The organism is Nannocystis sp. RBIL2 (assembly GCF_026626745.1).
Lineage (GTDB): Bacteria > Myxococcota_A > Polyangia > Nannocystales > Nannocystaceae > Nannocystis.
Genome location: NZ_JAPNJW010000001.1, coordinates 1,973,207 through 1,998,768, shown reverse-complemented (window position 1 = coordinate 1,998,768; position 25,562 = coordinate 1,973,207). Strand labels below are relative to the sequence as shown.

16 protein-coding genes are annotated in these 25,562 nt (G+C 73.2%); 7 read left to right on the top strand and 9 right to left on the bottom strand.

Annotated features, from left to right (window positions below; translation table 11 throughout):
- Positions 1 to 61 precede the first annotated feature (61 nt).
- Together OV090_RS07865 and OV090_RS07860 are read right to left on the bottom strand one after the other, a co-directional pair.
- On the bottom strand, positions 62 to 2,824 hold the full coding sequence (locus OV090_RS07865; protein ID WP_267702892.1) for a serine/threonine-protein kinase: 2,763 nt from the start codon (positions 2,822 to 2,824) through the stop codon (positions 62 to 64).
- A complete protein-coding gene (locus OV090_RS07860) occupies positions 2,821 to 3,210 on the bottom strand; it encodes a hypothetical protein (RefSeq protein ID WP_267702891.1) in 390 nt (129 codons plus the stop codon). The genes OV090_RS07865 and OV090_RS07860 overlap by 4 nt, the downstream gene beginning before the upstream one ends.
- A gap of 89 nt (positions 3,211 to 3,299) precedes the next feature.
- Between OV090_RS07860 and OV090_RS07855 the strand changes: the two genes are divergently transcribed.
- Together OV090_RS07855 and OV090_RS07850 are read left to right on the top strand one after the other, a co-directional pair.
- Entirely contained in the window at positions 3,300 to 3,923 is a 624-nt protein-coding gene (locus tag OV090_RS07855; RefSeq protein ID WP_267702890.1) for a sigma-70 family RNA polymerase sigma factor, read from the top strand.
- A gap of 58 nt (positions 3,924 to 3,981) precedes the next feature.
- Complete coding sequence (locus OV090_RS07850; RefSeq protein ID WP_267702889.1) at positions 3,982 to 5,004, top strand: trypsin-like peptidase domain-containing protein; 1,023 nt, start codon at positions 3,982 to 3,984, stop codon at positions 5,002 to 5,004.
- Between the two features lie 12 nt (positions 5,005 to 5,016).
- Here OV090_RS07850 and OV090_RS07845 read toward each other — a convergent pair whose 3' ends face one another.
- Positions 5,017 to 5,436, bottom strand: a complete 420-nt coding sequence (locus OV090_RS07845) for a VapA/VapB family virulence-associated protein (protein ID WP_267702888.1) — start codon at positions 5,434 to 5,436, stop codon at positions 5,017 to 5,019.
- Between the two features lie 175 nt (positions 5,437 to 5,611).
- Positions 5,612 to 6,049 carry a VapA/VapB family virulence-associated protein gene (locus OV090_RS07840; protein ID WP_267702887.1) on the bottom strand — a complete coding sequence of 146 codons (438 nt, stop codon included), beginning with the start codon at positions 6,047 to 6,049 and terminating at the stop codon, positions 5,612 to 5,614.
- Positions 6,050 to 6,447: 398 nt separating this feature from the next.
- Here OV090_RS07840 and OV090_RS07835 point away from each other — a divergent pair, with 398 nt between their 5' ends.
- Together OV090_RS07835 and OV090_RS07830 are read left to right on the top strand one after the other, a co-directional pair.
- A complete protein-coding gene (locus tag OV090_RS07835; protein ID WP_267702886.1) occupies positions 6,448 to 6,987 on the top strand; it encodes a hypothetical protein in 540 nt (179 codons plus the stop codon).
- Between the two features lie 646 nt (positions 6,988 to 7,633).
- Positions 7,634 to 9,385: a DUF4215 domain-containing protein gene (locus OV090_RS07830; RefSeq protein WP_267702885.1), complete on the top strand. Its 1,752-nt coding sequence runs from the start codon at positions 7,634 to 7,636 to the stop codon at positions 9,383 to 9,385.
- Between the two features lie 94 nt (positions 9,386 to 9,479).
- Here the strand turns inward: OV090_RS07830 and OV090_RS07825 are convergent, their stop codons facing one another.
- Both OV090_RS07825 and OV090_RS07820 read right to left on the bottom strand, forming a co-directional pair.
- The gene (locus OV090_RS07825; protein ID WP_267702884.1) at positions 9,480 to 14,009 is read right to left on the bottom strand and encodes a serine/threonine-protein kinase; all 4,530 of its coding nucleotides are present in this window, start codon (positions 14,007 to 14,009) and stop codon (positions 9,480 to 9,482) included.
- Positions 14,010 to 15,362: a sigma 54-interacting transcriptional regulator gene (locus tag OV090_RS07820; RefSeq protein WP_267702883.1), complete on the bottom strand. Its 1,353-nt coding sequence runs from the start codon at positions 15,360 to 15,362 to the stop codon at positions 14,010 to 14,012.
- A gap of 460 nt (positions 15,363 to 15,822) precedes the next feature.
- Here OV090_RS07820 and OV090_RS07815 point away from each other — a divergent pair, with 460 nt between their 5' ends.
- Positions 15,823 to 17,574 (top strand): hypothetical protein, encoded by a 1,752-nt coding sequence (locus OV090_RS07815; protein WP_267702882.1) that lies wholly within the window; start codon positions 15,823 to 15,825, stop codon positions 17,572 to 17,574.
- A gap of 132 nt (positions 17,575 to 17,706) precedes the next feature.
- Here the strand turns inward: OV090_RS07815 and OV090_RS07810 are convergent, their stop codons facing one another.
- A complete protein-coding gene (locus tag OV090_RS07810) occupies positions 17,707 to 20,964 on the bottom strand; it encodes a VWD domain-containing protein (protein WP_267702881.1) in 3,258 nt (1,085 codons plus the stop codon).
- A gap of 300 nt (positions 20,965 to 21,264) precedes the next feature.
- Between OV090_RS07810 and OV090_RS07805 the strand changes: the two genes are divergently transcribed.
- Positions 21,265 to 22,728 (top strand): hypothetical protein, encoded by a 1,464-nt coding sequence (locus tag OV090_RS07805; RefSeq protein WP_267702880.1) that lies wholly within the window; start codon positions 21,265 to 21,267, stop codon positions 22,726 to 22,728.
- Between the two features lie 55 nt (positions 22,729 to 22,783).
- On the opposite strand, the gene OV090_RS07800 is transcribed toward OV090_RS07805, so the two are convergent.
- Complete coding sequence (locus tag OV090_RS07800) at positions 22,784 to 23,578, bottom strand: glutathione S-transferase family protein (protein ID WP_267702879.1); 795 nt, start codon at positions 23,576 to 23,578, stop codon at positions 22,784 to 22,786.
- 230 nt (positions 23,579 to 23,808) lie between these two features.
- On the opposite strand from OV090_RS07800, the gene pssA reads away from it, so the two are divergent.
- Complete coding sequence (gene pssA, locus OV090_RS07795) at positions 23,809 to 24,420, top strand: CDP-diacylglycerol--serine O-phosphatidyltransferase (RefSeq protein WP_267702878.1); 612 nt, start codon at positions 23,809 to 23,811, stop codon at positions 24,418 to 24,420.
- Positions 24,421 to 24,433: 13 nt separating this feature from the next.
- Here the strand turns inward: pssA and OV090_RS07790 are convergent, their stop codons facing one another.
- On the bottom strand, positions 24,434 to 25,546 hold the full coding sequence (locus tag OV090_RS07790; RefSeq protein WP_267702877.1) for a tRNA-uridine aminocarboxypropyltransferase: 1,113 nt from the start codon (positions 25,544 to 25,546) through the stop codon (positions 24,434 to 24,436).
- Between the last annotated feature and the right edge of the window lie 16 nt (positions 25,547 to 25,562).

Sequence of the window (25,562 nt, the reverse complement as noted above, 5' to 3'; positions counted from 1 at the left end):
ACCCGCGGGATGTCGCGTCGGCGAGGGCCCTGGTGCGATCCGATTGCTGCCGGCCTGCGTGTCAGCCCGGGTTGCCGGGAGCGAACGCCGCTCGCTCGGCCTGTCGCGGCTCGAGCGTGCGGGCCTCGGCTTCCAGCGCGCGGACCCGCCGGGGCTCGCGGCCGAGCGATCGCAGACACTGCGCGAGCAGGCGAGCGGTCTGCGCGGCGATCGCCGGCGACGTGGCAGGGTGCGCTCGCAACTTGCGGTGGGCCTCCTCGAGCAAGGGGAGCGCCTGCGACGGCGCACCGGCAGCGAGGTGGGCCCGGGCGATGCCCTGCAACGAATAGGCGAGGAGGCCGGGATCTTCGGGCGGGTGCTCGGCGAGCGTCGCGGCCAGGCGCGCGTAGTACGGCAAAGCTTCACCGCAACGGCCCAGCAGGCACAGGTAGTCGCCGATGTTGACGAGCAGCCCCGGGAGGTCGAGGTCGAGGCCGTGGGCGTCGGCGACGGCCAGCAGGCGCCGGTTCACGCGCAGCGCGTCGGCGTGGCGCTCGGTCAGCCGGTAGAGCTCGGCCAGCTCCGCGAGCGCGGTGAGCCGATCGGAGTACGCCGGGCCGAACGCGGCCTCGAGCCCGGCGAGCGCCGCCTCGGCGGACACGATCGCGGCCTCGAAGTCGCGGGCGGCCGCGGCGGCGCGGGCGAGGAGGAGGTCGATGGTGGCGACGCGAAAACCGGTCGGGCCGTCGATGGCGAGCAAGATCCCGCGGGCGTGCTGCAGTAGCGAGGTGCCCTCGGCGAGCTCCCCGCGGGCGAGCTGGACGCGCGCGAGGCTGTGCTCGAGCCACGCCACCGCCGGGCTGTCGCGGCCCCGTTCGACGCGCGCCTCGTCGACGCAGGCGCCGAGCAGGGCGGCGGCTTCGTCCAGGCGGCCCGCCTCGGCGGTCGCGTTGCCGAGGAGCATGCGCGAGGTCAGGCGCTCGGGGTCGTCGGGACGGCGCAGCGCGACGGCCTCGCGGGCGCTCCGGACGGCCGCCTCCGGGTCGGACTCGGCGAGCGCGACGAGGGCCTCGGTCTCGCGCAACGCGGCGTCGATGCGTGCGTCGGGGCCGGCGTCGGCGCGGGCGCTGCGGGCGTTGGTGAGCCACAGGCGCGCGCGCGCCGGGTCCTCGCGATCGAACGCCTCGACGCGCGCGAGCTCGTTCCAGATCGCCCACACCAGGTCGTGCCGGTCCGCCGCGACCGCGCGGGCGTGGGCGTCGTGCAGGGCCGCGGCGGCGTGCTCGGGGTCGTGGAACAGTCGGCTGTGGATCACGCCGATGCGGAGCCGCGCCTCGGCCGCGAGCGCAGGCTCGCCTGCGGTATGGCTGTCCTCGAGGACATGTTGCGCCCGGACCAGCGCCGCGGGCCCGCGGTGCGCGAGCTGCAGGAAATGGGCGAGGTCGAGGCCGCGTCGCAAGTCGGCGACCCGCGGTCCGGCTGCGGCCGCGTGCGGGTCACGTTCCAGCGCCTCGCGGTCGTGACAGCCGGCAGGGTCGGGCAGCGCGGCCAGCAGCTCCGGCGCGGCGGCGAGCTGGGCCGGATCGGGCCGGGAGAGCAGCGCGGTCAGCTCGGAGAAGCGCTGCAGGCCGCGGTCGAGGCAGGCCGCGCTGCGGTCGAGCCATTGCTCGGACTGCTCGCCGCGGACCCGCGTGGCCTCGCAGGCGTCGATGCGCGCGCGGTGCCAGCGGCGGGCCCAGTCGTCGAGGCCGGCGAGCACCCGCTGCGCCTGGGCCGACGCGTCGGCCCCGGGCAGGCCGGCCAGCGCGCCCGCGATCCTGTCCCTTCGGTCCTGTGACCACAGAGCGACGAGCGGCGCGCCCAGCCCGGCGCACGGCGGCGACGGGGCCGTGACGAGCGCGCCGGCGGCGACCGCTGCGGCGATCGCAGCCCCGGCGAGGGCGATGCGGAGGCGGCGACGCGGGCCGTCGCGGCCGCGGGCGAGGGCGGCGAGCAGCGGCTCCATCGCCGCGAATCGTCGCTCCGGATCGACGGCCGTCCCGCGGCCGAGCGCGCGCTGCAGCCACTTGGGCGCCGGACCGGGCGGCGCGCGGCCATCGATCGCCTCGGCCAGCGCGACGCAGAACGAGAACTGATCGCTGCGCGCGTCGGCCCGACCGGCGCGCTGCTCGGGGGACATGTACCCCGGCGTCCCGGCGGCGGAGCTGGTCACGGCGGCGCGCCCCGACGAGTGCGTCGCGGCGGCGTCGCCGAGCGGTCGGGCGAGGCCGAAGTCGAGGATCCGGACGCGGCCGTCGTCGCCGACGATCACGTTGTTGGGCTTGAAGTCGCGGTGGGTGATGCTCGCGCGGTGGGCCGCGGCCAGCCCGCGCCCGGCGGCGATGAAGACGTCGAGCACCTCGGCGAGCGTGCGCGGTCCGGCTGCCAGCCAGCGGTCGACGGTCAGCCCGGAGACGTGCTCCATGGCGACGAAGATGTCCTGCTCGTGTTCGCCGACCTCGTAGACCTGGACCACGTTCGGATGCGACAGTCGGGCGAGCGCGCGGGCCTCTCGCAGCAGCCGGTCGCGCTCGCCCGAGGCCCGCGCGGCGCTGTCGGGGCGGATGACCTTGACGGCGACCAGGCGCTCGAGCTGGTGGTCTTCGGCCGCGTAGACGCGACCCATGCCGCCCTGACCGAGGAGGCGGACGACGCGGAAGCGCCCGAGGAATACCGGGTCCTCCGGCACGCCGAACAGCTGCGCCTGGAGCCGTCGACGCGCGGCCTCGGCGGCGAGGTCGCCTGCGAGGTCGCGGGGATCGTCGCCGATGAGGGAGGAGCGCGGACCGGGAGCGAGCGTGGTCACTGCAGCGGCGGTGGCGGCTTGACCTTGACCTTGAGCTTGAGCGGCGTCGGCTGGCTCTGGCCGACGAACTCCCAGAAGTACGACTGAGACGTCGGGCTGCCCGGCACGGGGAAGGTGAGCGTGACGGTGGAACCGACGCAAGGATTCCAATCATTGACCGGGGTGCCCGGGCTCCGCCGCACCGTCACCAACGATTCGTCGAGCGGCAGCACGTCCGGCGTGCGCGGCTGAAGGACGATCTGCACGGACGCGCCATTGTACGTGAACTCGGCCTCGCACACGTATGTGCCGCTGGTGCCCGCGCCGGTATACGTCAGCCCCTCGGCGTTGTAGTAGAGCGTGGCCGATGCGGACGAATAGGGCTGTGTCGGACAATCATCACTCATGGGTCCTCCGCGCCCGCGGCGACGCCGGACGCGAGTTCAGCGTACACTCGATTCGGCGCGAGCGGGGACTTCTGTGGTAGAACAGCCGCGTGTCGACGCCGCGCGATAGCGAACTCCTCGAGGCCTGGCGCGCCGGCGATCGGGCCGCAGGGAACGTCCTGTTCGGCCGCCACTTCGCCGCGATCTATCGCTTCTTTCGCAACAAGACCGGCGACGAGGCCGAAGACCTCGTTCAGCGCACGTTCATGGCCTGCGCCGCCGGCCGCGAACGCTTTCACGCCGACGCTCCCTTCCGCGCATACCTGTTTTCGGCGGCACGCAACGTGCTGCGCGAACACTTTCGCGGCCGCCATCGCGGCCGCGAGCCGGTCGACATCGACGCACTCAGCGTCGCCGATCTGGCCCCGGGTCCGAGCACGTGGTTGGCCGCGCGCGCGGAGGAGAACGTCCTCCTGCGAGCGCTGCGCAAGATCCCGCTCGCGTCGCAGATCGTGCTCGAGCTCTACTACTGGGAGCGTTTCACCGGCGTCGAGCTGGGCCGCTTCCTGCAGGTCTCCGAGGAGACGGCGCGCGGCCGGATCCGGGCCGCCAAGCGACAGCTCGAGCAGGCGATCCGCGAGGTCGAGACCGATCCGGTCCTCGTGTCCACCACGCTGTCGCATATCGACGCGTGGGCCGAGGCGCTGCGCGAGCAGGTCGTCCCGTCGCCGTGATCCTGGCCAATCGTACGTCGCCGCATGAGCGCTTCGGGCCGCGCCCGGGAGGAACTCGATGAACGCGATCGCCGATCCCGCGACATTCTCATATGAGGAGCTCGTGCGCGAGCTCGACGCCCGTCAGCGCGCGCGCCGGCCGGAAGCCGATCAGGGGCTCCCTGCGCCGGACCCCCTCACCCGCGAGGCGCTCGCGCGGGCCGACGACGCGCAGGTGCTGGCGCTCGCGCGGCGGCTCGAATTCCGCGGGGGCGGCGACCCCGGCGGACCGCTGACGATCTACGGTCGTGACAATCGACGCGACATCTATACCCTGCATTCGGCGGCTCGCAGGCGGGCGGCCGCCACGGCGGCCGCGTTCGTGCCGGTGGCGGCGCTGCAGCGCCAGGGCTCGCGCTTCGTACTCGCCACGCAAGTGTACGGCCCGAGCCTGCAGATGTGCCCGTGGGTGCGGTTCTATCGCCAGCCGACGGCCGCCGTCGGGACGGGGTTTCTGGTCACCGAGGACGTGCTGGCGACCGCCGGCCATCTCGCGGTCGAGTCGCGCCTGTGGGGGCCCGATCACGAGCCGCTGGTCGCGTTCGTGTTCGGCTTTCAGATGCTGGGCCCCGAGCGTGCGTGCACCGAGATCGACGCCGGCGACGTCTATTTCCCGCGCCGGATCCTCCACCGCGCATATACGGCGCACGGGCCCGACTGGGGGCTGATCATGCTGGATCGATCCGCCCGCGGGCGGCCGATCGCCGCGGTCCGCCACCACGGCAAGGTGGCGGACCGCGCGCGGCTGTACATGTTGGGGTATCCCTGCGGCCTGCCCGAGAAGTACGTCGGCGGGGCGCGGGTGCACGAGAACTCGGCGTCCGCCTATTTCGACGCCGACCTCGACGCCTACGAGATCAATTCCGGATCGCCGGTGTTCAACGCCGACGACGACGTCGTCGAGGGCGTCGCGGTCCGCGGCGACCCCCGCGGCGACTTCCGCTTCCTCGGCAAGGACGATTGCTTCGTCTCGCTGCGCCTGCCCGATTGGGTCGCCGGCGAGGCGTGTACGCGGACGACCGAGTTCGCGCGGTTCCTGTGACGCGCCCTGCGGCTACGACCAGGAGCCGACGCCGCCCCCGATCCCGCTGATGATGGAGGGGGCGGCGCCCTGAAAGACGCCCAGGACCCCGCCGCTGTCGTCGAAGAACACGACGCTGACATAGACCGGAGTCGCGGTATACTGATAGTTCCGGGTGGTGCGGTACAGCAGGTCGAGGTCGTCGGTGTAGACCTGGCCGTTGGCCGGCGGGCCGTCGAATTCGCACGGGCCCGGCTCGCTGCGGAAGGTCTTGCCGGCGGGCGCGGCGATCCGGACGCAGACGCAGGGCGTGACTTGGCCGTAGGCCGGGTGTTCGTCCGAGGCCTCGCTCACGAGCCGGCAAAGCGCGTCGAGCTGCGCCGGGGCGAGCGCGCCCTGCAGGGCGCGGCGGAGATCCTGCGCGACGGAGCCGCGCGAGAGGGTGCTGTTCATGGTCCTGTCTCCTTGCAGATGATTGGCAACACGGTGAGTCGCCGCGGACCCTCGCCGCGGTCGTTTGATTCGATGCATCGAGTGCACGCGGCGACGCGCCCGCGCAGCGGTCGTCGTGCCCGAGGCCGGGCCCCGGGCGACCGGGGAGCGTCGCGCGCGTGGTCGGGAGCCGGGGCTACGACCAGGAGCCGGTGCCGCCGCCGATGCCGCTGACGATGGAGACCGCGCCGGACTGGAAGTTGCCGAGGACGTTGCTGCTGCCGTCGAAGAACACCAGGCTGAAGTAGACCGGGGTCCCGGTGAACTGGAAGCTCTGGGTCGCGCGGTACAGCAGGTCGAGGTTGTCGGTGTAGACGTCGCCGAACAGGGCGCCGCCGCCGGGGGTGCTGGCGCCGCCGGCCTTGCCGTTGAACGTCTTGCCGCCCGAGGTGGTGATGTTGACCTGGAACTGCAGGTAGAAGATGAAGCTCGCCACGCTGCCGTTGGCCGAGTACGAGGTCGAGGTCGCGCAGATCTTCCGGCACGCCTCGTCCAGCTTCGCCGGGTCGAGCTTGTCGTGCAGCGCGCTGCGGAGGTCGTGGGCGACGATGTCACGCGAGATGATGGTGCTCATGGTCCATTCTTCCTATCGGTGGGTTGTCACGCGCCCGATTTGATTCAGGCGACAATGACCATATCATCGCCGAAGGTTCGAAGGCGCGCTGCTGCGATATTCGGCGATCGGCAATTCGCACGACAGTCCGCGGCGATTCTTCGTTCCGCTTTTCGCCGGCTCCGTCATGCACGTCGGCGGGGAGCTCGTGGGAATCGTGGGGGCCTCCGTACGCCGAGGTGTGTCGATTTTTCGATCCGGTTGACGCTGTCACTGTCATGCACTCCGGACCCAAGCGGGGGTCGGCTCGCCCGGGGAGCGTCGCCGCGCGCGGAGGCATGTGAGCTCGCGCAAGAGCCGAAGCGTGCGACCGCTGCGACGGCGCGGTTCGGCCGGCATCTCGGTAGCGAGACGAACCAATGCCCACGATTTACAGCTCCACCGTCCTCCGCACCACGACCCTCGCCGCGCTGCTGCTCGCGCCCGCCTGTGGCGAACCGGACGACTCGACCACCGGCACCACCGAGGAGAGCGAGACCGGCGGGGACCCGAGCGGGGACCCGAGCGGGAGCCCGACCGGCAACCCGAGCGGCGACACCAGCGGCGACACCAACGACACCAACGCCACCAGCGACAGCACGCCGACCACGACCGGCGGCGAGGCCTGCTACGGCGACTTCTCGCTCGGTTCGGTGCCGTTCTCCGGCGATCCCAGCCTCGGCCAGGCCTGCGACGACCCGGACGTGCCGAAGAACTGCGCCGACGGCACGTACATCAAGTTCGCCGACACCGGCGAGTGCATCTGCATCGCGGCCTGCTCGAGCGGCGACAAGCAGGTCGGCGAGGCCTGCATCGACGGCACCAACTGGGTGTGCCAGGACGTCGAGGCGACCAACGCCGGCATGAACGGCGGCAAGCTGTGCGTCAACTCCGAGTGGAACCTGTGCCAGAAGCAGTAGGTCGCGCCGCGACCGGTGGCCGAGGCCCGGCGCGCGTCGCCGCGTCGCCGTGATCTGTTCGAGCGGACATGTCACGCCATTTCGCCCGGGGCCGGGCTCGCCCCGGCTCGGGGCGGGAGCACGGCGGGGCCGGGGCGCGAATGACGTCAGCGGGACGCGAGCCGCGGCGTGCCGGCGGCGGCGGAAAATCATGGCACCACGCGGATGCAGTGATTCTTCGGCGCGGCGGCCGCGGCGCTAGCCGTGCTCGTTTTCGCGCCGGTTCGACGGACCCCTCCGACGGGGATCGCGCGAATCACCCCACGGCTCGAAAATTCTCACGGCGAAAGGCCGGACGGCGGCGCAGGCCCGGCACCGATTATTAATATCGGGGTTTGTCCGATGTCCTTGAATCGGGGTCAACAGACGAATGCCGCGTGTGCGCCCCGCGGGGGGAATCGCGCCAGAAGACGAGGATTCCGTCGCCCGCTCGCGGCCTCGCAGCGTGGAACGGCGCACATCGTGACCTCGTTGTGGCCTGTGAGTCTCGTCTCTCGGGGGCGACCGACCCCGCAGATCCTGTGCGGTACCGTGGGGGTTGCATGCGCGATCGCGGCCACCGCGCGATCGACGGACCCCACAAGGATTACCCATGAGGAACAGCCGAATGACGACTCGAACCCTGAGCATTGGACTGAGCACCTTGTTGCTGGCGGCGTGCGGCGACGACGGCGACAACGTGACTGGCACCGCCACCGACGGCGGGAGCGCCTCCGAGGCGACCACGGACGACAGCGGGACGCCGACGACGACCCAGACGCAGGCGTCGGAGTCGGCGTCGGCGCCGACGACCACCGATTCGGCCGGCACGGACTCGGATTCGGGGGACTCCACCACGGTGGCGACCACCGACACCACCGCGGGCGTCACCGACACCGACGGCACCACCCTCCCGGACACGACGGGCACGCCGGACCCGGTGTGCGGCAACGGCGAGGTCGAGGGCGGCGAGGAGTGCGACGACGGCAATGACGTCGAGGGCGACGGCTGTGAGCCGAGCTGCGTGCCGACGCCGCAGTGCGGCAACAACCAGATCGAGCAGGGCGAGGTGTGCGACGACGGCAACACCGAGGACGGCGACGAGTGCAGCGCCGACTGTCAGATCGCCACCCCGGAGCCGGAGTGCGGCGACGGCACCGTCCAGGAGCCGGAGATGTGCGACGACGGCAACCAGGAGCCGGGCGACGGCTGCGAGCCCGACTGCACGCCGACGCCCCCGGAGTGCGGCAACGGCGTCGAGGAAGGCGACGAGCAGTGCGACGACGGCAACGACGTCGACGGCGGCCCCGGCGACTTCTGCAAGAACGACTGCACCCCGTTCTTCCCGGCCTCGTGCAACGCCCCGGCCGACTACGTCGTCTGCGACGACGCCCTGAACCTGGCCGACAAGGCCGACAAGACCCAGGCGCACAAGGCGATCGGCATCTGCAACGACAGCCCCGCCAACTCGATCCAGATCACCGACTGGAGCTTCAACGCGACCGACAACGCGTCGTGGCAGATCGCCAAGGGCTTCGGCTCCTACACGTACGATCACGACATGGACCCCGTCACGCCGAACAAGCTGCTCTACAGCCCGCGTGAAGGCGACACCATGCTGATCATCAGCACCGGCACGATCTCGGCGCCCAACGGCAACGGCGTCGTCACCCAGCCGCCGAACTCGCAGTCCGGCTTCGTCGGCAGCAACCAAAACCCCGACCTCCCCGACACGATGCCGGCGCCGATGGTGCCCATGAACGGCAGCGGCGGCATGCCGTTCAAGGACTGCGACGGCATCAACGACTGCTCGGACACGCTGCAGCACCAGTGGTTCGACATCGCCGACGCCGACCCGAACGACAAGCTGTGGTTCACGTTCAAGACCAAGGTCCCGGCCGGCACCTTCGGCTACACCTTCGACTTCGTGTTCTGCTCGGGCGAGTGGCCGACCTTCGTCGACACCTCGTTCAACGACCTCCTGGTCGCCTGGCAGGTCGACCCCACGCCGGCCGACCCGAACTCGAACCCGCCGGTCCAGCCCTACACCGGCAACGTCACGTTCATCCCCGACCCGAACGACCAGACCAAGGGCCTGCCGCTGACGATCACCGCGCTCGACCCGTACTACGACGGCCCGGGCTACACCTACGCCGAGCCGCAGCTGCAGGGCACCGGCTTCGAGCAGCACGCGTGCTCCGACTGGTTCACCGCCAAGGGCGGCGTCCAGCCCGGCGCCGACATCACGATCGGCTTCTTCATCACCGACATGGGCGACTCGTACTACACGAGCACCGCGCTCCTCGACAACTTCCGCTGGGACTGCGAAGGCTGCGTCCCGAGCGAGGTCGACGACTGCGGCGTCATGCCGCCGATGTGAGCCGTGACATGACGCCGCCGCGCGGCGTCTGAATCATGGGACGAGGCGGAAAGGACATGTCCATTCAGACATGTCCTTTTCGCCTTGGGGCGACTCACAGCGCGGGGCCGGCGAGGGCGACGCGCTCCAGGCAGGCGGCGCGCGCGGCCGTGGCCGCGGCCTTCGAGACGTTGAGCAGGGCGACCCGCCGATCGACGTCGACGCAGTGGCGGGTGGCGCTCCACAGCTTGGGGTCGTCGACGCGGGTGAGCGTCTCGAGGTCGGTCCACAGGCGCACGCTGCCGTCGTGAGAGGCGCTGACGATCCGCCGGCCCTCGCGGTCCCAGTGGGCGGTGTTGACGGTGGCGTCGTGGCCGCGCAGGACCAGCGGGTCGCCGGCGCCGTCAGCCGGCCAGACGCGCACTGTCCGGTCCTTGGAGGAGGTGGCGATCCAGCGGCCGTCGCGGGTCCAGGCGCCGCGGGTGACGCCGCCGACGTGGCCGCGCAAGACCGCGAGCTCGGCCCCGCTGCCGGGGTCCCACAGCCGCGCGGTCATGTCCTCGGAGGTGGTGAGCACGCGCCCGCCGTCGGGGCTCCACACAGCCGACATCACCGACTCGTGATGGCCGCGCAGGACGACCTGCAATTCGCCGCGATCGCTGCCCCACACGCGCGCGGCCTTGTCGAGCGAGGAGGTGAGTATCCGGGCGCCGTCGGGGCTCCACTCGGCGGTGTTGACGGCCTCGTCGTGGCGCAGCACTGCGAGCTCGCGGCCGTCGGCGAGGTCCCAGAGCCGCGCGGTGCGGTCGCCCGAGGCGGTGGCGAGGCGGCCGCCGTCAGGGCTCCAGCCGACGCCGGCCAGCCAGTCGTCGTGGCCCCGCAGCACCCGCGGCTCGCCGCCGCCCGGGTCCCAGACGCGGGCGGTGGCGTCGGTCGAGGCGGTGGCGAGGCGGCGGCCGTCGGGGCTCCAGGCGAGGCCGTAGATCGCGTCGGTGTGGCCGCGCAGGACCGTGTCGGGGCCGTCGCGGGACGGATCCCACACGCGCACGCGGTCGTGCTCGGCGATGGCGATCCGGCCGTCGGGGGCGAACGCCGCGGCGTGCATGGACACCCCCTCGGCGCGCACGGCCCGCGGCAAGGGCCGACCCTCGGGGCGCCACACGCGGGCGCTGCGGTCCCACGAGCCGGCGAGGATCCGCCGGCCGTCGCGGCTCCACGCCAGGGAGTGGATGGCGCCCTCGTGGCCGCGCAGCACCTGCGGCGGGCCGTCGCCGTCCAGCGGCCACACGCGGATGGTGGCGTCGTACGCGCCGGTGAGCACGCGCCGGCCGTCGCGGCTCCACGCGACCGCCATCACCGGGCCGTCGTGGCCGGCGAGGAGCCGCGGCGGACCTTCGGGCCGGGCGAGGTCGTGGATCCGCGGGGTGTCGTCGTTGCAACCGACGACGAGCCGGGCGCCGTCGGGGCTCCAGTCGACGGCGTAGCAGGTGTGACCCTCGACGAAGGTCGCCAGCGGTTCGCCGCCCTCGGCCGACCAGACGCGGGTGGTCGCGTCGTAGGCCGTGCTGGCGATCCGCCGGCCGTCGGGGCTCCACGCGGCGAAGCTGACGGCGTCCGAGTGGCCGCGCAGGACCCGCGGTTCGCCGCCGCCGTCGACCGGCCACACGCGCACGGTGTGATCGGAGGAGGTGCTGACGAGCCGCCGGCCGTCGGGGCTGAAGGCGGCCGAGGTGACCGCCCGGTCGTGGCCGCGGAGCACCCGCGGCTCGCCGCCGTCGACGGGCCACAGGCGGATGGTGCGATCGGCGGAGGCGCTGACGACGAGGCGACCGTCGGGGCTGAAGCCGACGGTGCAGACCTTGGCGCCGTGGCCGGCGAGCACGCGGGGCTCGCGGTCGTCGTGCCACAGGCGGACGAGGTGGTCCTCGCCGGCGGTGGCGACGCTGCGCTCGTCGGGGGCGAAGGCGGCGTACTGGACGCGGACAGGGTGGGGCAGGACGGTGGTGTACAGGCCGCCGTCGCGGGCGCGCAGGGCCAGGTCGGCCCACTCGCGCGGGAGGTCGGGCGGCTCGAGCTCGCGCACGAGGGCGAGGGCGGTGGTCGGGTCGGAGACCTCGAGCTCGCGCGCGGCGGCCATGCGGGTGGCGTTGCGGGCCTGGCGGGCCTCGTCGTCGGCGCGGGCGGCCAGGGCCTCGGCGCGGGCGGTCTGGTCGTGGGCGCGCAGGGCCTCGGCGCGGGCCCGCACGGCCAGCCAGGAGACGACCGCGGCGATGGCGACGAGCGCGGCGATGACGGCGAACAGGCGGCGCCGGCGGCGAGCCTCGGCGCGCCCGAGGCGGGCGACGACGGCGGCGAGGTACTGCTCCTCGTCGGCGCCGAGCGGCAGGCGGGCGGCGATCTCGGGGGCGCGGCGGCGGCGGTCGAGCCACACGCGGGCCTCCTCGGCGGCGTGCTCGCGCCACAGGGTGCCCTCGGCGCGGCCGCTGGCGCGCCACTGCTGGGCGGCGGCGCGCACCCGGGCCAGGAATTGGGCGTCCTGCCGGCTCTCGTCGAGCCACTGGCGCAGCCGGGCCCAGCGCTCGACCAGCGACTCGTGGACCAGCTCGACCGTGGCGCCGTCGCGCTCGTCGCCGGCGCCGATCAGGAGGAGGCGCGCGGCCGCGAGGCGCTGCACGACCTGGACCGCGGCGTCGCCCCCGGGCGCGAGGGCGCGCAGCTCGGCGAGGCTGACGACTGCGCGCGTGCGCTCCGGGGTGACCAGGCGCAGCAAGATCGCGCGCGCGAGCTGCTGCTCGCGCGGGGCGAGGGTCGAGAGGACGGCGTCGGCGTGGGTGGAGAGCGCGCCGGCGACCCCGCCGAGGGCGCGGTAGCTGGCGCGGGTGAGCAGCCGGCGCGCGCCGTCGCGCGTGTCCCACAGGCGGGCGGCCGTGAATTGCAGCAGCGGCAGCGGGCAGCGGGTGCTGGCCAGGGCGGCCAGCATCTCGTCGACGAGGTCGGCGCCCTCGAAGCGGTAGCCGGCCGCCTCGACCGGGCGCACGAGGGCGTCGCGCAGGGCGTCGGGCCCGAGCGGCGGCAGGAGGACGAGGCCGCGGGTGACCTCGCTGGTGAAGCGCCGGTCCTCGGCGACCCGGTCGAGGAAGTCGGAGCGGACGGCGAGGACGACCCGCACCGGGGAGGAGGCGTCGTCGGCGGCGCTCTCGAGGCAGGCGAGGAAGGTGGCCCGCTCGTCGGCGGCGGCGCCGAGGGTGTAGAGCTCCTCGAACTGGTCGACGAACAGGAGGAGGTGGCCGCCGCCGGCGCGACAGTGCGCGCGCAGGAGGGCGCCGGCGTGGCCGGGACGGTCGGGCAGCAGGGCGGCGAGGGCGTCGGCGTCGGGCGCAGGGGCGGAGTCGCGCGGTGGCGAGGCGAGCTGGGCGAGCACGTCGGCGAGGGCGAGCAGGGGGCGGCGGCCGGGGCGGAGGATGAAGGCGTCCCAGCGGGCGCCGGAGCGCTTGAGGGCGGGGATCAGGCCGGCGCGCACCAGCGAGGACTTGCCGGCGCCGGAGGGGCCGGCGATGACGACGAGCTGCTGCTGGCGCAGGCGGGCCAGGACGGCCGCGGTGTCGCGCTCGCGGCCGAAGAAGCGGGCGGCGGCGGCCTCCTGGAAGGCGGCCAGGCCGGCGAACGGGGCGGCTTCGAGGCCGGAGGGGGCGTCGTCGGCGACGAGGGCGACGAGGGCGCGCAGCAGGAGGTCGGCGGAGGCGAGCCGGCGCTCGGGGTCCTTGGCCAGGCAGGCGTCGACGAGGTCGGCGATCGGGCCGAGGTCGGGGCGGGCGGCGGCGAGGCTCGGCATCGGCGTGGCCAGGTCGCGCACGCCGGCCAGCCGCGCGGCGGACAGGGGCGCGAGCGGGTGGACGCCGGTGAGCAGCTCGTGGAGGACGACGCCGGCGGCCCAGATGTCGGTGCGGGCGTCGACGGGGCGGCCGAGCCACTGCTCGGGCGACATGTACGCGGGCGTGCCGACGCCCGCGCCGTCGAGGGTGTGGCCGTCGCCGGGGCCGCCGGCGCCGTCGGTCACGAGCCAGCTCGCCGGGTCGCCGGCCAGCCGCTTGGCGACCCCGAAGTCGAGCACCTTGACCTGGCCGGCGTCGCCGACGAGCACGTTCTCGGGCTTGAGGTCGCGGTGGACGATGCCCATCGCGTGGGCGCACTCGAGCGCGCGCACGACCGGCAGCAGGCGCTCGGCGGCCTGGCGGGGCGACAGCGGCTCGCGCTCGTCGAGCCAGGCCCGCAAGGTGCGGCCGTCCAGGTACTCGAGGACCATGTACGGGCAGCCCTGGACCTCGTCGACCTCGTAGACGCCGACGATGTGCTCGTGCTGGCAGCGGGCGGTGGCCCGCGCCTCGGCGAGGAACCGCCCGGCCCGCTCGCCGCCCCAGGCGTGCAGCAGCTTGATCGCGCACAGGCGGGCGAGCCGGGTGTCGCGGGCCAGGAACACCCGGCCCATCCCGCCGCGGCCGAGCTCGCGGATGATCTCGTAGTGCTTGAGCCAGCGACCTGGCCCGAGAGACAGCTCCGCCGCGGCCTCGGCCACAGCCAGCGGCTGCGTCAGCGGGGCCGTCGCGCGCCCGAGCCCCGCGCCGGTGTCGTCGCGCTCGCGGTCCATCTACGGCTCGATGCGGTGGCGTCGCAGCAGGCGGTAGAGATAGGCGCGATCGATGCCGGCGGCGTCGGCGGCCCGCGCCGCCTTGCCGTCGTGGAGGCGCAACAGGCCGGCGAAGTAGCGCCGCTCGAAGTCGGCGAGGGCCCGCACGCGCTCGGCGGCGTAGGGCGCCGCAGGGTCGACGACGAAGCCGTCGTAGCTCGCGTCACCGGTCTCGGGCTCGGGCTGGCCGGTGCCGAGGACGACGCAGCGCTCGAGGTAGTTGCGGAGCTCGCGGACGTTGCCGGCCCACACCGCATGACGCAGTCGGGCCAGGAACGCGGGGTCGCGCAGCGGCTCGACCTGCGCCGGCGAGGCGTGCAGGGAGGCGAGGATCTCGTCGACCAAAGCCGGGATGTCCTCGGGCCGCTGGCGCAGCGGCGGCATGCGGATGGTGACGACGGCGAGGCGGAAGTAGAGGTCGGCGCGGAACTTGCCGAGGTTGACCTCGGTCCGCAGGTCGCGGTTGGTGGCGGCGACGAGGCGCACGTCGACGGGGCGGTGCGTGTTGGAGCCGACGCGCCGGACCTCGCGGGCCTCGAGCGCGCGCAGCAGCTTGGGCTGGAGGTCGAGCGGGAGCTCGCCGATCTCGTCGAGGAAGAGGGTGCCGCCCGAGGCCTCCTCGAAGGCGCCGATCCGCCGCTCGGTGGCGCCGGTGAAGGCGCCCTTCTCGTGGCCGAACAGCTCGCTCTCCAGCAGGTTGCCGTGGATCGCCCCGCAGTCGACGACGACGAACGGGCCGTCGGCGCGCGCGCCCTCGCGGTGGACCGAGCGCGCGGCCTGGCTCTTGCCGGTGCCGGTCTCGCCCTCGAGCAGCACTGTGGCGTTGCTCTCGGCCGCGCGCGCGAGCAAGGCGAAGGTCGCTCGCATCGGCGCCGAGACCCCGGTGAGCGCGCCGAAGCGCGGCTCGCTGGCCAGCGGCAGGCGGTTGACCTCGGCCCCGAATTCGAAGCGGATCACCGTCTTGCCGAGGCGCAGCAGGCTGCCGGCGCGCAGGAACGCCTCGAGCACGCTGACGCCGTCGAGCACGGTGCCGTTGCGGCTCTTCAGGTCGCGCACGCGGGCGCCGGCCTCGTCGACGACGATCTCGCAGTGGAACCGCGAGACCGTCGGATCGTCGACGATGCAGTGATTGCTGCGATGCGAGCCGATCGAGCAGCGATCGGTCGCGGACTGCCAGGTCGCGCCGGCGGCCGGCCCCTCGACCACGGTGAGGCCGAAGCGCCGCACGCTGGCCCGGCCCGCCTGCGGCTCGGCGCAAGTGAGGGTCGCGGCCACGGCGGCGGGCACCGGCTCGCGGCGGTCGTCGGTCGGCATCCGCCTACGGATACAACCGTTCGCCCCGCCCGGCAACGGCCCCGGCGCGGACCGTCGGCGACGGCGAGGTATCACCGGCGCGCACGAGCGGGTTCGCCCGCCGCGAATGGGGGCATGACATGTCCCTCGGGTCATGTTTGGATTGCGCGCGGTCGAGGTCGCTGGCGGGTCCGGTGCGGACAATCGTCGCAAGTCCTTTGGGGCATGTCCGAAGATAGGCGCGATCGCATGGGAGGTATGTCCCGAGAGACAGATCGGCCGCCGCGGCGATACCTGTCCGAACGAGCATGTGGCCAAAAAGCCCCGGCTCGCGGCGCGCCGGCTCCGGGCGACGAGGTTGGGCGACCCCTCGGACCTCGATCCGACCTGATCGGCCGGCACCGCGCCGCTACGCCGCTTGCCGGCGCTCACGGCGGGAGCGGCCCGTGCGTGGGCCTGTGCGCCCGGCTACGGTGACCGCATGCGAATCTCAGGGGCGCTGATCATCCTCGCCTGTGCGGCGTGTCCGGGCGGCACGGGCGGGACCACCGAGACCACCGACACCGCGGCGACGACCGAGCCGAACGGGACGACGAGCGGGTCGGAGACCGCGGACCCGCCGACGGGCACGACGACCGCGCCGGCGCCGACGACCAGCGCCGGGACGACGACCGAGGACCCGACCACCGGCGACCCGACCACCGGCGAGCCGGCGCAGCCCAGCGCGCGCGTGGTGTATGTGACCGCGCTGGCGCCCCGCGAGCTGTTCTTCGTCGACTGCACCGGCGAGACCCCCGGCGCACCGATTCGCATCCACGAGCCGCTGGCCGAGGGCTGGGAGGCGGCGCCGGGGGCGTGGACGTCGCCGTCGGGGCGCTGGCTCGTCTACAACCTGGTCCATCCGGAGCTGGGCAGGGAGGCGTGGCTCGTCGACATGTCCGGGCCGCTGCCGGGGGTGCCGAAGCGCGTCGAGCTGCCGGCGGGCATGTCCCTCCTGTTCCGGCCCCAATTCTCGCACGACGAGACCCGCCTGGCGCTGTGGGGCGAGGACGCGGACGGGTCGGAGTTCCATCTGTGTACGATCGAGCCCGACGGGACCTGCGTGCCGGAGCGCTGGGGCGTCCCGTTGCAGCCGGGCGGGATTCACCGGTTCTCGTTCGAGTTCTCGCCGGACGACACGCGCGTGGCCTACTTCGCCGATCCGGAGGGCGACGGGTCCGACCAGCTGTTCCTCGGCGGGACGGCGCCGGGCGAGGCGGGCGTGGCCGTGCCGGTGTCGGGCGACATGCCGCCCGTCGACCAGATCGAGACGCTGTGGTTCAGCCAGGACGGCGCGACGCTTTATTATGGGTTCGGTCCCGACCCGAGCCGACCGGGGGTGCGCGCGGTCGATGTCGCGAGCGATCCGCCGAAAGCGCCGGTGACCGTGGTGCCGATCGACGGGCTCTTCGCAGTCCACCCGGACGAATCGGCGATGCTGGGGTGGAGCAGCGAGGACGACAGTTCGAACGGCGACCTGGCGGTGTTCGCCCTCGACGGCACCAAGGTCGGCCCGGGCGCGCCGATCCACGACGCGCCCGGGCGCGTGTCGGATCGGCTGTTCCAGTGGTCCGCCGACGGCCGCTTCGTGATCTACGGGGCCCACGGCGGCCAGGTGGAAAACGCCTACGCGCTGTTCGGCGCCGATGTCAGCGGGCCGACGCCGACGCCGCCGGTGATCCTGAGCGCGCCGATCACCACCAACGGGACGGTCGATCGCGTGCTCGTCGGCCCCGATCCGTCGGTCGTGTTCTACGTCGGCCGGCCCGACCTCGAGACCGGCGACCAGGTGTGGAGGGTCCCGCTCGAGGCGCCCGGCGACCGCGTGCTGCTGGCCGAGATGGCCGAGTTGGGCACGATCCTGGACGTCAGGCTCGGCCCCGATGGGTCTCAGGTGCTGTTCTCCGCCTTGCCGGAGTGGAAGGGCCAGCACCAGCTGTTCCTCGCCGACCCCGCGGCCCCGGGCGCGCCGGTCCACCTGAGCGAGCCGCTGGAGCCGGACGAGGGGGTGCGGCAGCCGCAGTTCAGTCAGGACGGCGGCCGCGTGTTCTACTTCGCACACCGGGCGGTCGACGACACGCTCGCGCAGCGGCTGCTGCAGGTCGACGTCGACGCGCCGGACGCGGTGGTCCAGGTGTCCGACCCGGCCCACAGCGTCGGGCAGGCGCTGTACTTCGCGCCCGTCGCCGAGTGAGCGCGCGAGGGCGGATGCGCCGGCAGGCGTCGGCGCTGGCGGGGCGCGTGTGTAATAATGTCCTGAAGGACATGTCCATTCGAGCATGCATGCAATGCTGCGCTCGCGCGACATGTCCTCGGGGACATGCGTTCATTCGTCGGACGGGGTCGTGAAGTAGGCGACGTCGTGGAGCTCGGCCTGCTCGGGGGGCGGGACGACCTCCTGCACGGCGAAGCGGAACAGGGTGAAGGCGATCGGGTTGTTGCAGGGGCTGTCGGTGGGGTCGAGCTGCAGCGAGCATTCGCCGTAGCCGTCGTCGCCGATCGCCACGCAGTCGAAGCGGGCGCCCCAGTCCGAGGCGGGGGTGCCGGGGCCGGCGGGCGGGCTCGTGGTGTCGAGCCAGTCGATGCCGAAGAACCCCGAGTCGTAGTTGAAGCCGGCCTCGACGCGGACCGTGAGGTCCTTGCCCTCGGGGTACTGGTCGGCGGTGGCCAGGTCGGGGCCGCGGAACACGACCTTCTCGTCGGCGCAGTCGATCGCGGCGCCGTAGCGCGGGGCGAGGGCCACGTAGTCGTCGGCCGGGTACATCGTCTCGGCCGGGGTCGGGGCGACCTCGTGGCAGGCGTCGGCGAACGCGGGGTCGCCGGTGAAGGCGACGTCGAGCATGCAGGTGTCGCGCAGGGCCGCGGGGCACTCGTGGCACTCGGCCTCGGCGAGCTCGATGTCCTCGGGGTTGGGCGGGGGCGTGCTGACCGGCATCAGGCCGTAGGGCGCGTCGCGGTAGGTCTGGGGGCCGGTGTCCGGGGCGTAGACGAACAGCGACTGGCCCTGGGGGACGCGCCAGGCCTCGCTGAAGCTGCCAGGGCCGCGGTAGAGCGCCTCGAAGCCGACCGGCTGGGCGAGGAAGACGCCGCCGCCGAGGCCGATGTCGTTGCTGCGGTCGCCGTCGGCGTCGCCGAGCACGCCCTCGACCGCGCCCGCGCGCGCCGGGGCGAGCGAGACCTGCAGGTCGAGATGATCGGCGAACACGCGCACGCTCAGGCGGTCGCCGCCGGGCCAGTCGAGGAGGTAGCGGTCGCCCGCGAGCTGCAGGACGCCGCCGCCGACCGCGACGGGCACGCCGGGCTCGAGGAGCTCGACCTTGCCGTCGACGTACACCTCCGCGGGCATGTCGGCGTGGAAGCTGACGCGCTGGTCGCCGATCTTCGCGGCCGCTGCGGTGTTGTAGGAGAGGCTCAAATTCTGGCCCAGCGGGGCCTGGCGGGCCTGGATCTCGAGCGGCGCGCCCGCGGTCGCGCGCACCAGCACGAACTCGCCGCCGGCCTGGAAGTCGAACAAGAGGCCGTCGTGGCTGATGACGTGGACGTCGCCCCAGGTGCCGCCGGGGCCGCCGGGCGGCTGCGGGTCGTCGCACTCGTCGTTGTACTCCTCGCAGCGCTTCTTGAACTCGCGCTCGCCGAGAGTGACGACCAGCGGCTCGAGCAAGGTGCCGAGGCCCCACGGGGCGTCCCAGCCGAACTCGCCGCCGACCTCGCCGAACACCGCGACGCAGAGCTTGCAAGTGCCGGGGTCGACCGTGGCCTTGAGGCCGAGCGCGCCGAACGGGGCGACGTGCGGGCCGTAGAGGAAGCCGAGCGCGAACCCCAGCTCGTCGACGAGGGTGAACTTGGACTCGAGCGCGAACTCCATGCCGAGGCCGGTCTCGAGCAGGTCGGCGTCGCCGGAGATCTGCGGCGCGAACTTGTGGTTCCAGCCCTTCTCGTCGTGCGTGAGCTGGAACGGGGCCGCGGCGGTGAACTTGCCGGCCCACTTGAACGCCATGGCGAAGTCGATCCGCGGCCGCATGTGCAGGGTCACCGGGATCGGCGTGGGCAGGCCGCCGAGGATGATGTCGCCGAGGTGCAGAGAGTCGGCGATCTCGGCCTTCACCGAGACCGAGGCTTCGATCGTCGGCGCGACGTCGATGTCGACGCGCAGGTCGCCGAACACGAGGCCGTCGACCGAGAACTTCTTGACGACGATGCCGGCGAACACCTCGGCCTCGCTGGCGGTCCCGGGCGAGGTGCCCTCGGCCAGCGGGATGGTGATCTTGATGCCGAGCTTGTCCTCCTCGCCGCCCTTCTGCAGGGTGGCGGCGGCGGCGTCGAGCGCGAGCGCTTTCTTGGTCGCGAAGATCCCGCCCGGCGGCGCGGTGACGGGGGTGATGGTGCCGATGCAATCGCCGACGCAGTAGGCGTCGGCGGTCGAGAGCGGGACGTCGCGCACGCCGAAGTAGCCGCCGGCGATGGTCTCGTCGAGGCCGACGGGGTGGCCGTAGAGGGTCAGGCTGCTGCCGCTCTGGAAGCGCTTGACCACCCGCAGCATGTAGCCGGCGCCTTGCTGGCCGACCACGACGTCGCCGGCCTGGATGCTCGGCATGCCCTTCATGGTCGAGTACTTGAGCTCCAGCAGGCTCAGCGTCGGCGCCTCGGCCGGGGTGAGCTTGGCGGCGACGAAGTTCGGGTGCTGCTCGGGGAAGCGGACGTCGGGCTTGTAGTCGAGGTGGTTGGCGAGCACCGTGGTGCCGGCCCACAGCCGCCGCCCGCCCTCGGACACGACGAGCTCGGGCCGGTGCTCGCCGAGCTGGTCGAAGGTGTGGACCGGCAGGCCGTCGACCTTGATGTCGCCGGTGGAGGTCGGACACGGGTTGAGGATCTCGTCGACCAGGCCGTCGCCTTCGAAGTCGAGCTCGCAGGTGAGGTCGCCGGTGCCCTTGCCGGCGAGGATGTTCCAGCCGAAGTGGGTGACGAGCGGCGCGTCGCCCCAGCCGCGCTCGACGGTGTCGAACGCGTCGACCGCGAGCGTCGGCACGTCGCCGCAGCCGGCCTTGCCGCCCTGAGTCGAGGCGATCAGGCGCTTCTCGGCCTCGTAGGTGTGCGGCGCGCTCAGGACCGGCAGGGGCTCGCCGAAGGCGAGCGCGACATGGAAGAAGCAGTCGGGCAGGCGCACCAACAGCGGGCCGCCGGCGCCGCCGCCGTCGACGCGGGTGGTGTGGACGTCGTAGGCCTGCGGCGGCTGCACCGGCACCAGCGATTGCATGGTGATGCCCGGGGTGGTGTACGAGGCCAGGGTGACGCGCGGACCGTGGTCGGCGAGGCAGCCCGGGGTGACCGCGTAGCTCAGCTCGACGATGTCGCCGGGGCGAGCGAACTGCTCGAGGCCCTGGCTCACCGCGTCGGTGAAGTCGGTGGTCCCGTCGGTGTGGAAAAAGCTGATCTTGGTGTCGGTGAGGCACGATTCGAGCGGCGGGTCCCACAGCGACACGTTGCGGGGGGCCGCGGCCTCGGCCTCGGGCCGCGGCTCGGCGGCCTCGCAGCCGTGAAGGCCGGCCAGACTCAAGGAGGTGAGGATCAGGTGACGTTTGCGCATGTTCGTTCCCAAGGTCCGGGCGGGGCGCGGGGGCGCGGGCCGGCCGGATGCGCGGCGCCTGTGCAGTCGCCGTGCCACGCTGGCCGCGAGGTCCTGGCGGCCTTCCGGGCGCGGGCGTGGCCTGGGAGGACACGCCCGGTCGCCGGAGTGACCTGCGAGGCCACTGCGGGCTCGCGGTCGCGCGCTGAGGTGGAGCGATCGAGAACGCTGTTGATATGCTCTTTGGGGCATGTCCTTGCGGCCATGCGGAGGCTGTGGGCGGTGCTGTCTCGCCGGGACGCGGCGTGGTATGCAGGTCCGATGAAGAGCTTCGACTTGAGGGTGACGCTGCGCGAGGCGCAGGTGTTGGCGGCGCTGCTGCGGGCCGCCGGGGTGGCTCCGCTGGCGCTCGCGGGCGCGTGCGCGGACCGGCCGATCGGCGCGACGGAGGGCCAGGTGTCGGGGGTCGGCACGACCACCGCGGGCGACGAGACGAGCGCGGAGACGACGCAAGGCACGTCGCCCGGGCCGGTGACGGGGACGGTGCCGGGCACCGCGACGGAGACGGAGCCGGGCACTGCGAGCGCGACGGAGCCGGGCACCGCGACGGAGACGGAGCCGGGCACCGCGACCGCGACGGGGCCGGGCACCGCGACGGAGACGGAGCCGGGCACCGCGACCGCGACGACGGGGGAGATGACGGGCCCCGATCCCGACGAGACGACCGCGTGGAGCGACAGCGATCGGACATCGGACTGCCCGATTGACTATTATGAGACGGTCGAATGTGTCGACCCGCCCGGTGACACGACGACCGGTGATACGACGACGGGCGACGGCACGACGACCGGCGACACGACGACCGGCACGACCGGCGACAGCGGGCTGTGTGACGGGGTCGAGGTGCCGATCGCCAGCGATTGCGGACTCTACGGGATGCCGCTGTCCGAGGTGTTCGAGCAGCGCGGGCAGTGCTGCATGACGGTCAGGTGGGAGGAGGCGTGCTGCGGGCGGCCCTTCCTGGTCGAAGAGACAGCTCGCACGGCGCGCCCGGTCGCCCGCGCCGACTGGAGCTCGCCGGTCGCGCCCACGCTGGCCGGGCTGTCTTCGACCGAGCGGGCGGCGCTGGCCGCCGAATGGCTCGAGGACGGCCTGGCCGAGCACGCGTCGGTGGCCGCGTTCGCCCGCTTCGCGCTGCAGCTGCTGGCGCTCGGGGCCCCGGCTGCGCTGGTCGAGGCGGCACAGCAGGCGATGGCCGACGAGATCGTGCACGCGCGGCTGTGCTTCGGGCTGGCGGCGGCCTACGGCGGCGAGGCGCGGGGGCCGTCGCCGCTGCCGCTGGCCGGCGCGCTCGCGGGCGCCGACGATCTGGTGGCGGTGACCGTGGCGACGCTGCGCGAGGGCTGTATCGGCGAGACGCTGGCGGCCCTGCAGGCCGAGGCGGCGCTGGCCCGTGCGCAGGACCCGGCGGTGCGCGCAGCGCTGGCGCAGATCGCCGCCGACGAGCTGCGCCACGCAGAGCTGGCCTGGAGCTCCGTGGCCTGGGCCCTGGAGCGCGGCGGGTCAGAGGTCCACGCGGCCTGCGCGGCGGCGCTGGCGGCGGCGGAGGCGAAGGTGGGGAGAGCTTTGGGACATGTTGAAGAGGACATGTCCGAAGGGATGCTCGCGCACGGGCGCCTCGGGGCGGCCGGCCGCGCGGCGGTGGCCCGGCGGGCGATGGTCGCGGTCATCGGCCCGGCCGGCCGGGCGCTGCTGGCCCGCCATGCGCCGGCGGCCGCTGCGTGAATTTCGGGACATGCTCGAAGGGGCATGTCCGAAAGTGCATGTGTCGGGCTCGGCCTCAGACGAGGCCGAGCTCGGCGTCCGTCGCGTTCCGGCCGTACTTCTCGCGCGGGGGCATCGGCCGGCGCGACCAGTGCGGCTCGAACGCGACCGACGAGACAGTGCGCCCCTCGGGCAGGGCGCCGTTGCCCACGCCGCGCGAATAGTCGTAGTAGATCTTGACGATCTCCTCGCGCGTGACCTGCTGCGCGGACGGGTGCGCGAGGCAGGCGGCTTGCCAGCGCCGGACCCGCGCGTACTTCGGCTCGTCCGGGAGCGCGAAGTCTTCATAGTACTCGACGAACCAGAAGCGCATGAACATGGGGGTGAAGACCGCCTCGGCCCAGCCGAATTCGTCGTGGAGGAAGGTGCGGTCGGGGCTGTAGCGGGCGAGGAAGGCGTCGATGCCGGCGTAGTGCGCGAGCAGCCGGTCCCGCAGCGCCTCGCGCTTGCCCGGGTCCTGGTTCATCACGTAGCCGTAGCCGGCGTTGACGAAGTCGCTGCACAGGGCGGTCAGCATGTTCTCGACGGCGCGCGCGAACGGGTCGCTCGCGGCGACGCGCCGCTCGGGGAAGCGATCGTCGAGGTACTGCATCAGGACCAGGCTCTCGCGCAGGACGCCGCCGGTCTCGGTCTCGAGGATCGGCAAGCTGGTGCTGCCCGGCGTCTTGGCGAGGAGCGCGGGGTCACGCGGCCGGGTCACGTCGACGACCTCGAACTTCACCGCCCCGCCGAGGCCTTTGAGCGCGAGGAGGATCTCGAGGCGCTGGCTGAAGGGGCAGACGGGGATGTGATAGACGCGGAGCTCGCTCATCGCGCCCGAGCTTATCGGGGATCGCAGGTCCGTGCCGCGCTCGCCCGCGCGGCGCGGCCGGCGAGGCGCGCAGGGCCCGGGCTTTTCGCCCGGATCAGGTCGGTGCCCGGCCTCGTGTGCGTCCCGCGGGGCGTTTCTGAACTTCTTGCGCGGGGGCTCGCCGGCGGCCACGGTTGTCTGCAATCGAGGCCGATCTTTGGCACCCTGACCGGCGAGCGAGGCAGACCACGATGAAGCGCCACTTCTCCATGATCCGCGAGTTTCACCTGGCCGACTGGTTCACGCTGGCGAACGCGTTCTGCGGCACCGGGGCCGTGTTCGCCGCGATGCGCTTCCTGCAGGACGGGCGCCCGCACGCGCTGCTGCAGGGCATGGCCCTGATCCCGCTGGCGTTCCTGTTCGACGCGCTGGACGGCCGGATCGCCCGCTGGCGGCGCAAGTCGTCGAGCATGGGCCGCGAGCTCGACTCGCTCGCGGACGTGATCTCGTTCGGCGTGGCCCCGGCCGCGCTGGCCTACGCCTGCGGCATGCAGGGCGGCTGGGACTGGGTCGTCCTGTCGTACTTCGTCTGCTGCGGCGTCAGCCGCTTGGCCCGCTACAACGTCACCGCGGAGTCGCTGTCGGGCGACGACGGCAAGGTCCGCTACTTCGAGGGCACGCCGATCCCGACCAGCCTCGTGCTGGTGGTGGTGCTGGCGCTGGCGGCCTGGAACGGCCGGCTCGGCGACTCGCTGTGGTTCGGCTCTGTCGACCTCGGCTGGCAGCTGCACCCGCTGGTGCTGATGTTCGCGCTGTCGGGCTCGTTGATGATCAGCAAGACGCTGCACATCCCCAAGCCGTGATGAGGACCGAGGGTCACGCGTCGGCCAGGAGCGCGCGCAGGGACTGCTCGAGCGCGGCGATCCGGCGGGGGGCGCGGCCCTGGCCGTCGGGGAGGTTCTCGGCGCGGCCGATGGCCCGCTGCCACAAGGCGCGCAGGTCGAGCTCGGGCGCGATGGTCCAGCCGGGCTCCACGCGCAGCAGCGACAGGGCGTGGTAGCCCCAGATCCCGAGCACCGCGTCGGGGCCGAGGAACTCGCGCCATGCGGCCTGGGTGGCCGCCAGCGGGGCGCCGGCGCGGATGTCGGCCTCGGGCAGATCGAGGTTGAAGGTCACGCGCGGGGACAGGCGCTGGCGCGGGGCCAGCAAGGCGGTGAAGCGCTCGCCGGTGGCGACCCGCACGGCCCGCAGCTCGATGGCCTCGACGGGCGGAGCGTCCGGGGTGGCGTAGGGCCAGGCGTTGGGCTCGACGTGCAGGAGCACCAGTCGGTCGGCGACGGCCCGCAGCGGGGCGCGCAGATCGACGGCGGGCTTGGGTGCGCGCGGCGGCTTGTGCTGGCGGTGACGGTCGGCGCCGGCGCCCGTGGCGACGTAGGCGAGCTGCATGTCGACCATGCGCTCGAAGGCCGAGAGGATCGGCGTGTAGCGGCCCGGGGCGCGCTCGAGGCGCTCGAGCACGTGCGCGGTGGCCTCGATGGTCGAGAGGCAGTGATCGTCGGGCTCGCGGCGGATGCGGTAGTTGCTGGCGAAGTCGGGGCGGAAGAACAGCCGCGGGAGCCCGCGCAGCAGGGCGCTGCGGCCGACCAGCTTGCGCGCGTTGGCCCAGGTGCCGTCGACGACCACGAGGGTGTGCGGGGCGCGAGTGAGGGCGTCGACGTCGGTGGCGTCGGCGGAGGGGAACAGCAGGTGAGTGTCGGGCGCGGCGAGCAGCTCGGCGAGCGCGGGCTGGCGGTCGGGGTCGAGGGTGACGTGCAGCTGCGAGCCGGGCAGCGACAGGTGAGCCATGCGGCAGGTGCTGACGCCGACCCTGAACTCGCGCGGGTGCTGCAAGAACACGACGCGGGTGCGGCTGGGCACCGGCACGACTGCGCTGCACCAGCACACCTGCCGGGGGCGACGACACCGCGGACAGTGTTCTCGAGGCTCCACGGCCGGTCGTCTACCA

Bases quoted from the DNA above. Each gene is read 5' to 3' on its own strand.
- OV090_RS07820 (WP_267702883.1), bottom strand. From the start codon at position 15,362: ATGCCGACCGACGACCGCCGCGAGCCGGTGCCCGCCGCCGTGGCCGCG.
- OV090_RS07830 (WP_267702885.1), top strand. From the start codon at position 7,634: ATGACGACTCGAACCCTGAGCATTGGACTGAGCACCTTGTTGCTGGCG.
- OV090_RS07805 (WP_267702880.1), top strand. From the start codon at position 21,265: ATGAAGAGCTTCGACTTGAGGGTGACGCTGCGCGAGGCGCAGGTGTTG.
- OV090_RS07800 (WP_267702879.1), bottom strand. From the start codon at position 23,578: ATGAGCGAGCTCCGCGTCTATCACATCCCCGTCTGCCCCTTCAGCCAG.
- OV090_RS07810 (WP_267702881.1), bottom strand. From the start codon at position 20,964: ATGCGCAAACGTCACCTGATCCTCACCTCCTTGAGTCTGGCCGGCCTT.
- pssA (WP_267702878.1), top strand. From the start codon at position 23,809: ATGAAGCGCCACTTCTCCATGATCCGCGAGTTTCACCTGGCCGACTGG.
- OV090_RS07860 (WP_267702891.1), bottom strand. From the start codon at position 3,210: ATGAGTGATGATTGTCCGACACAGCCCTATTCGTCCGCATCGGCCACG.
- OV090_RS07845 (WP_267702888.1), bottom strand. From the start codon at position 5,436: ATGAACAGCACCCTCTCGCGCGGCTCCGTCGCGCAGGATCTCCGCCGC.
- OV090_RS07825 (WP_267702884.1), bottom strand. From the start codon at position 14,009: ATGGACCGCGAGCGCGACGACACCGGCGCGGGGCTCGGGCGCGCGACG.
- OV090_RS07835 (WP_267702886.1), top strand. From the start codon at position 6,448: ATGCCCACGATTTACAGCTCCACCGTCCTCCGCACCACGACCCTCGCC.
- OV090_RS07840 (WP_267702887.1), bottom strand. From the start codon at position 6,049: ATGAGCACCATCATCTCGCGTGACATCGTCGCCCACGACCTCCGCAGC.
- OV090_RS07815 (WP_267702882.1), top strand. From the start codon at position 15,823: ATGCGAATCTCAGGGGCGCTGATCATCCTCGCCTGTGCGGCGTGTCCG.
- OV090_RS07850 (WP_267702889.1), top strand. From the start codon at position 3,982: ATGAACGCGATCGCCGATCCCGCGACATTCTCATATGAGGAGCTCGTG.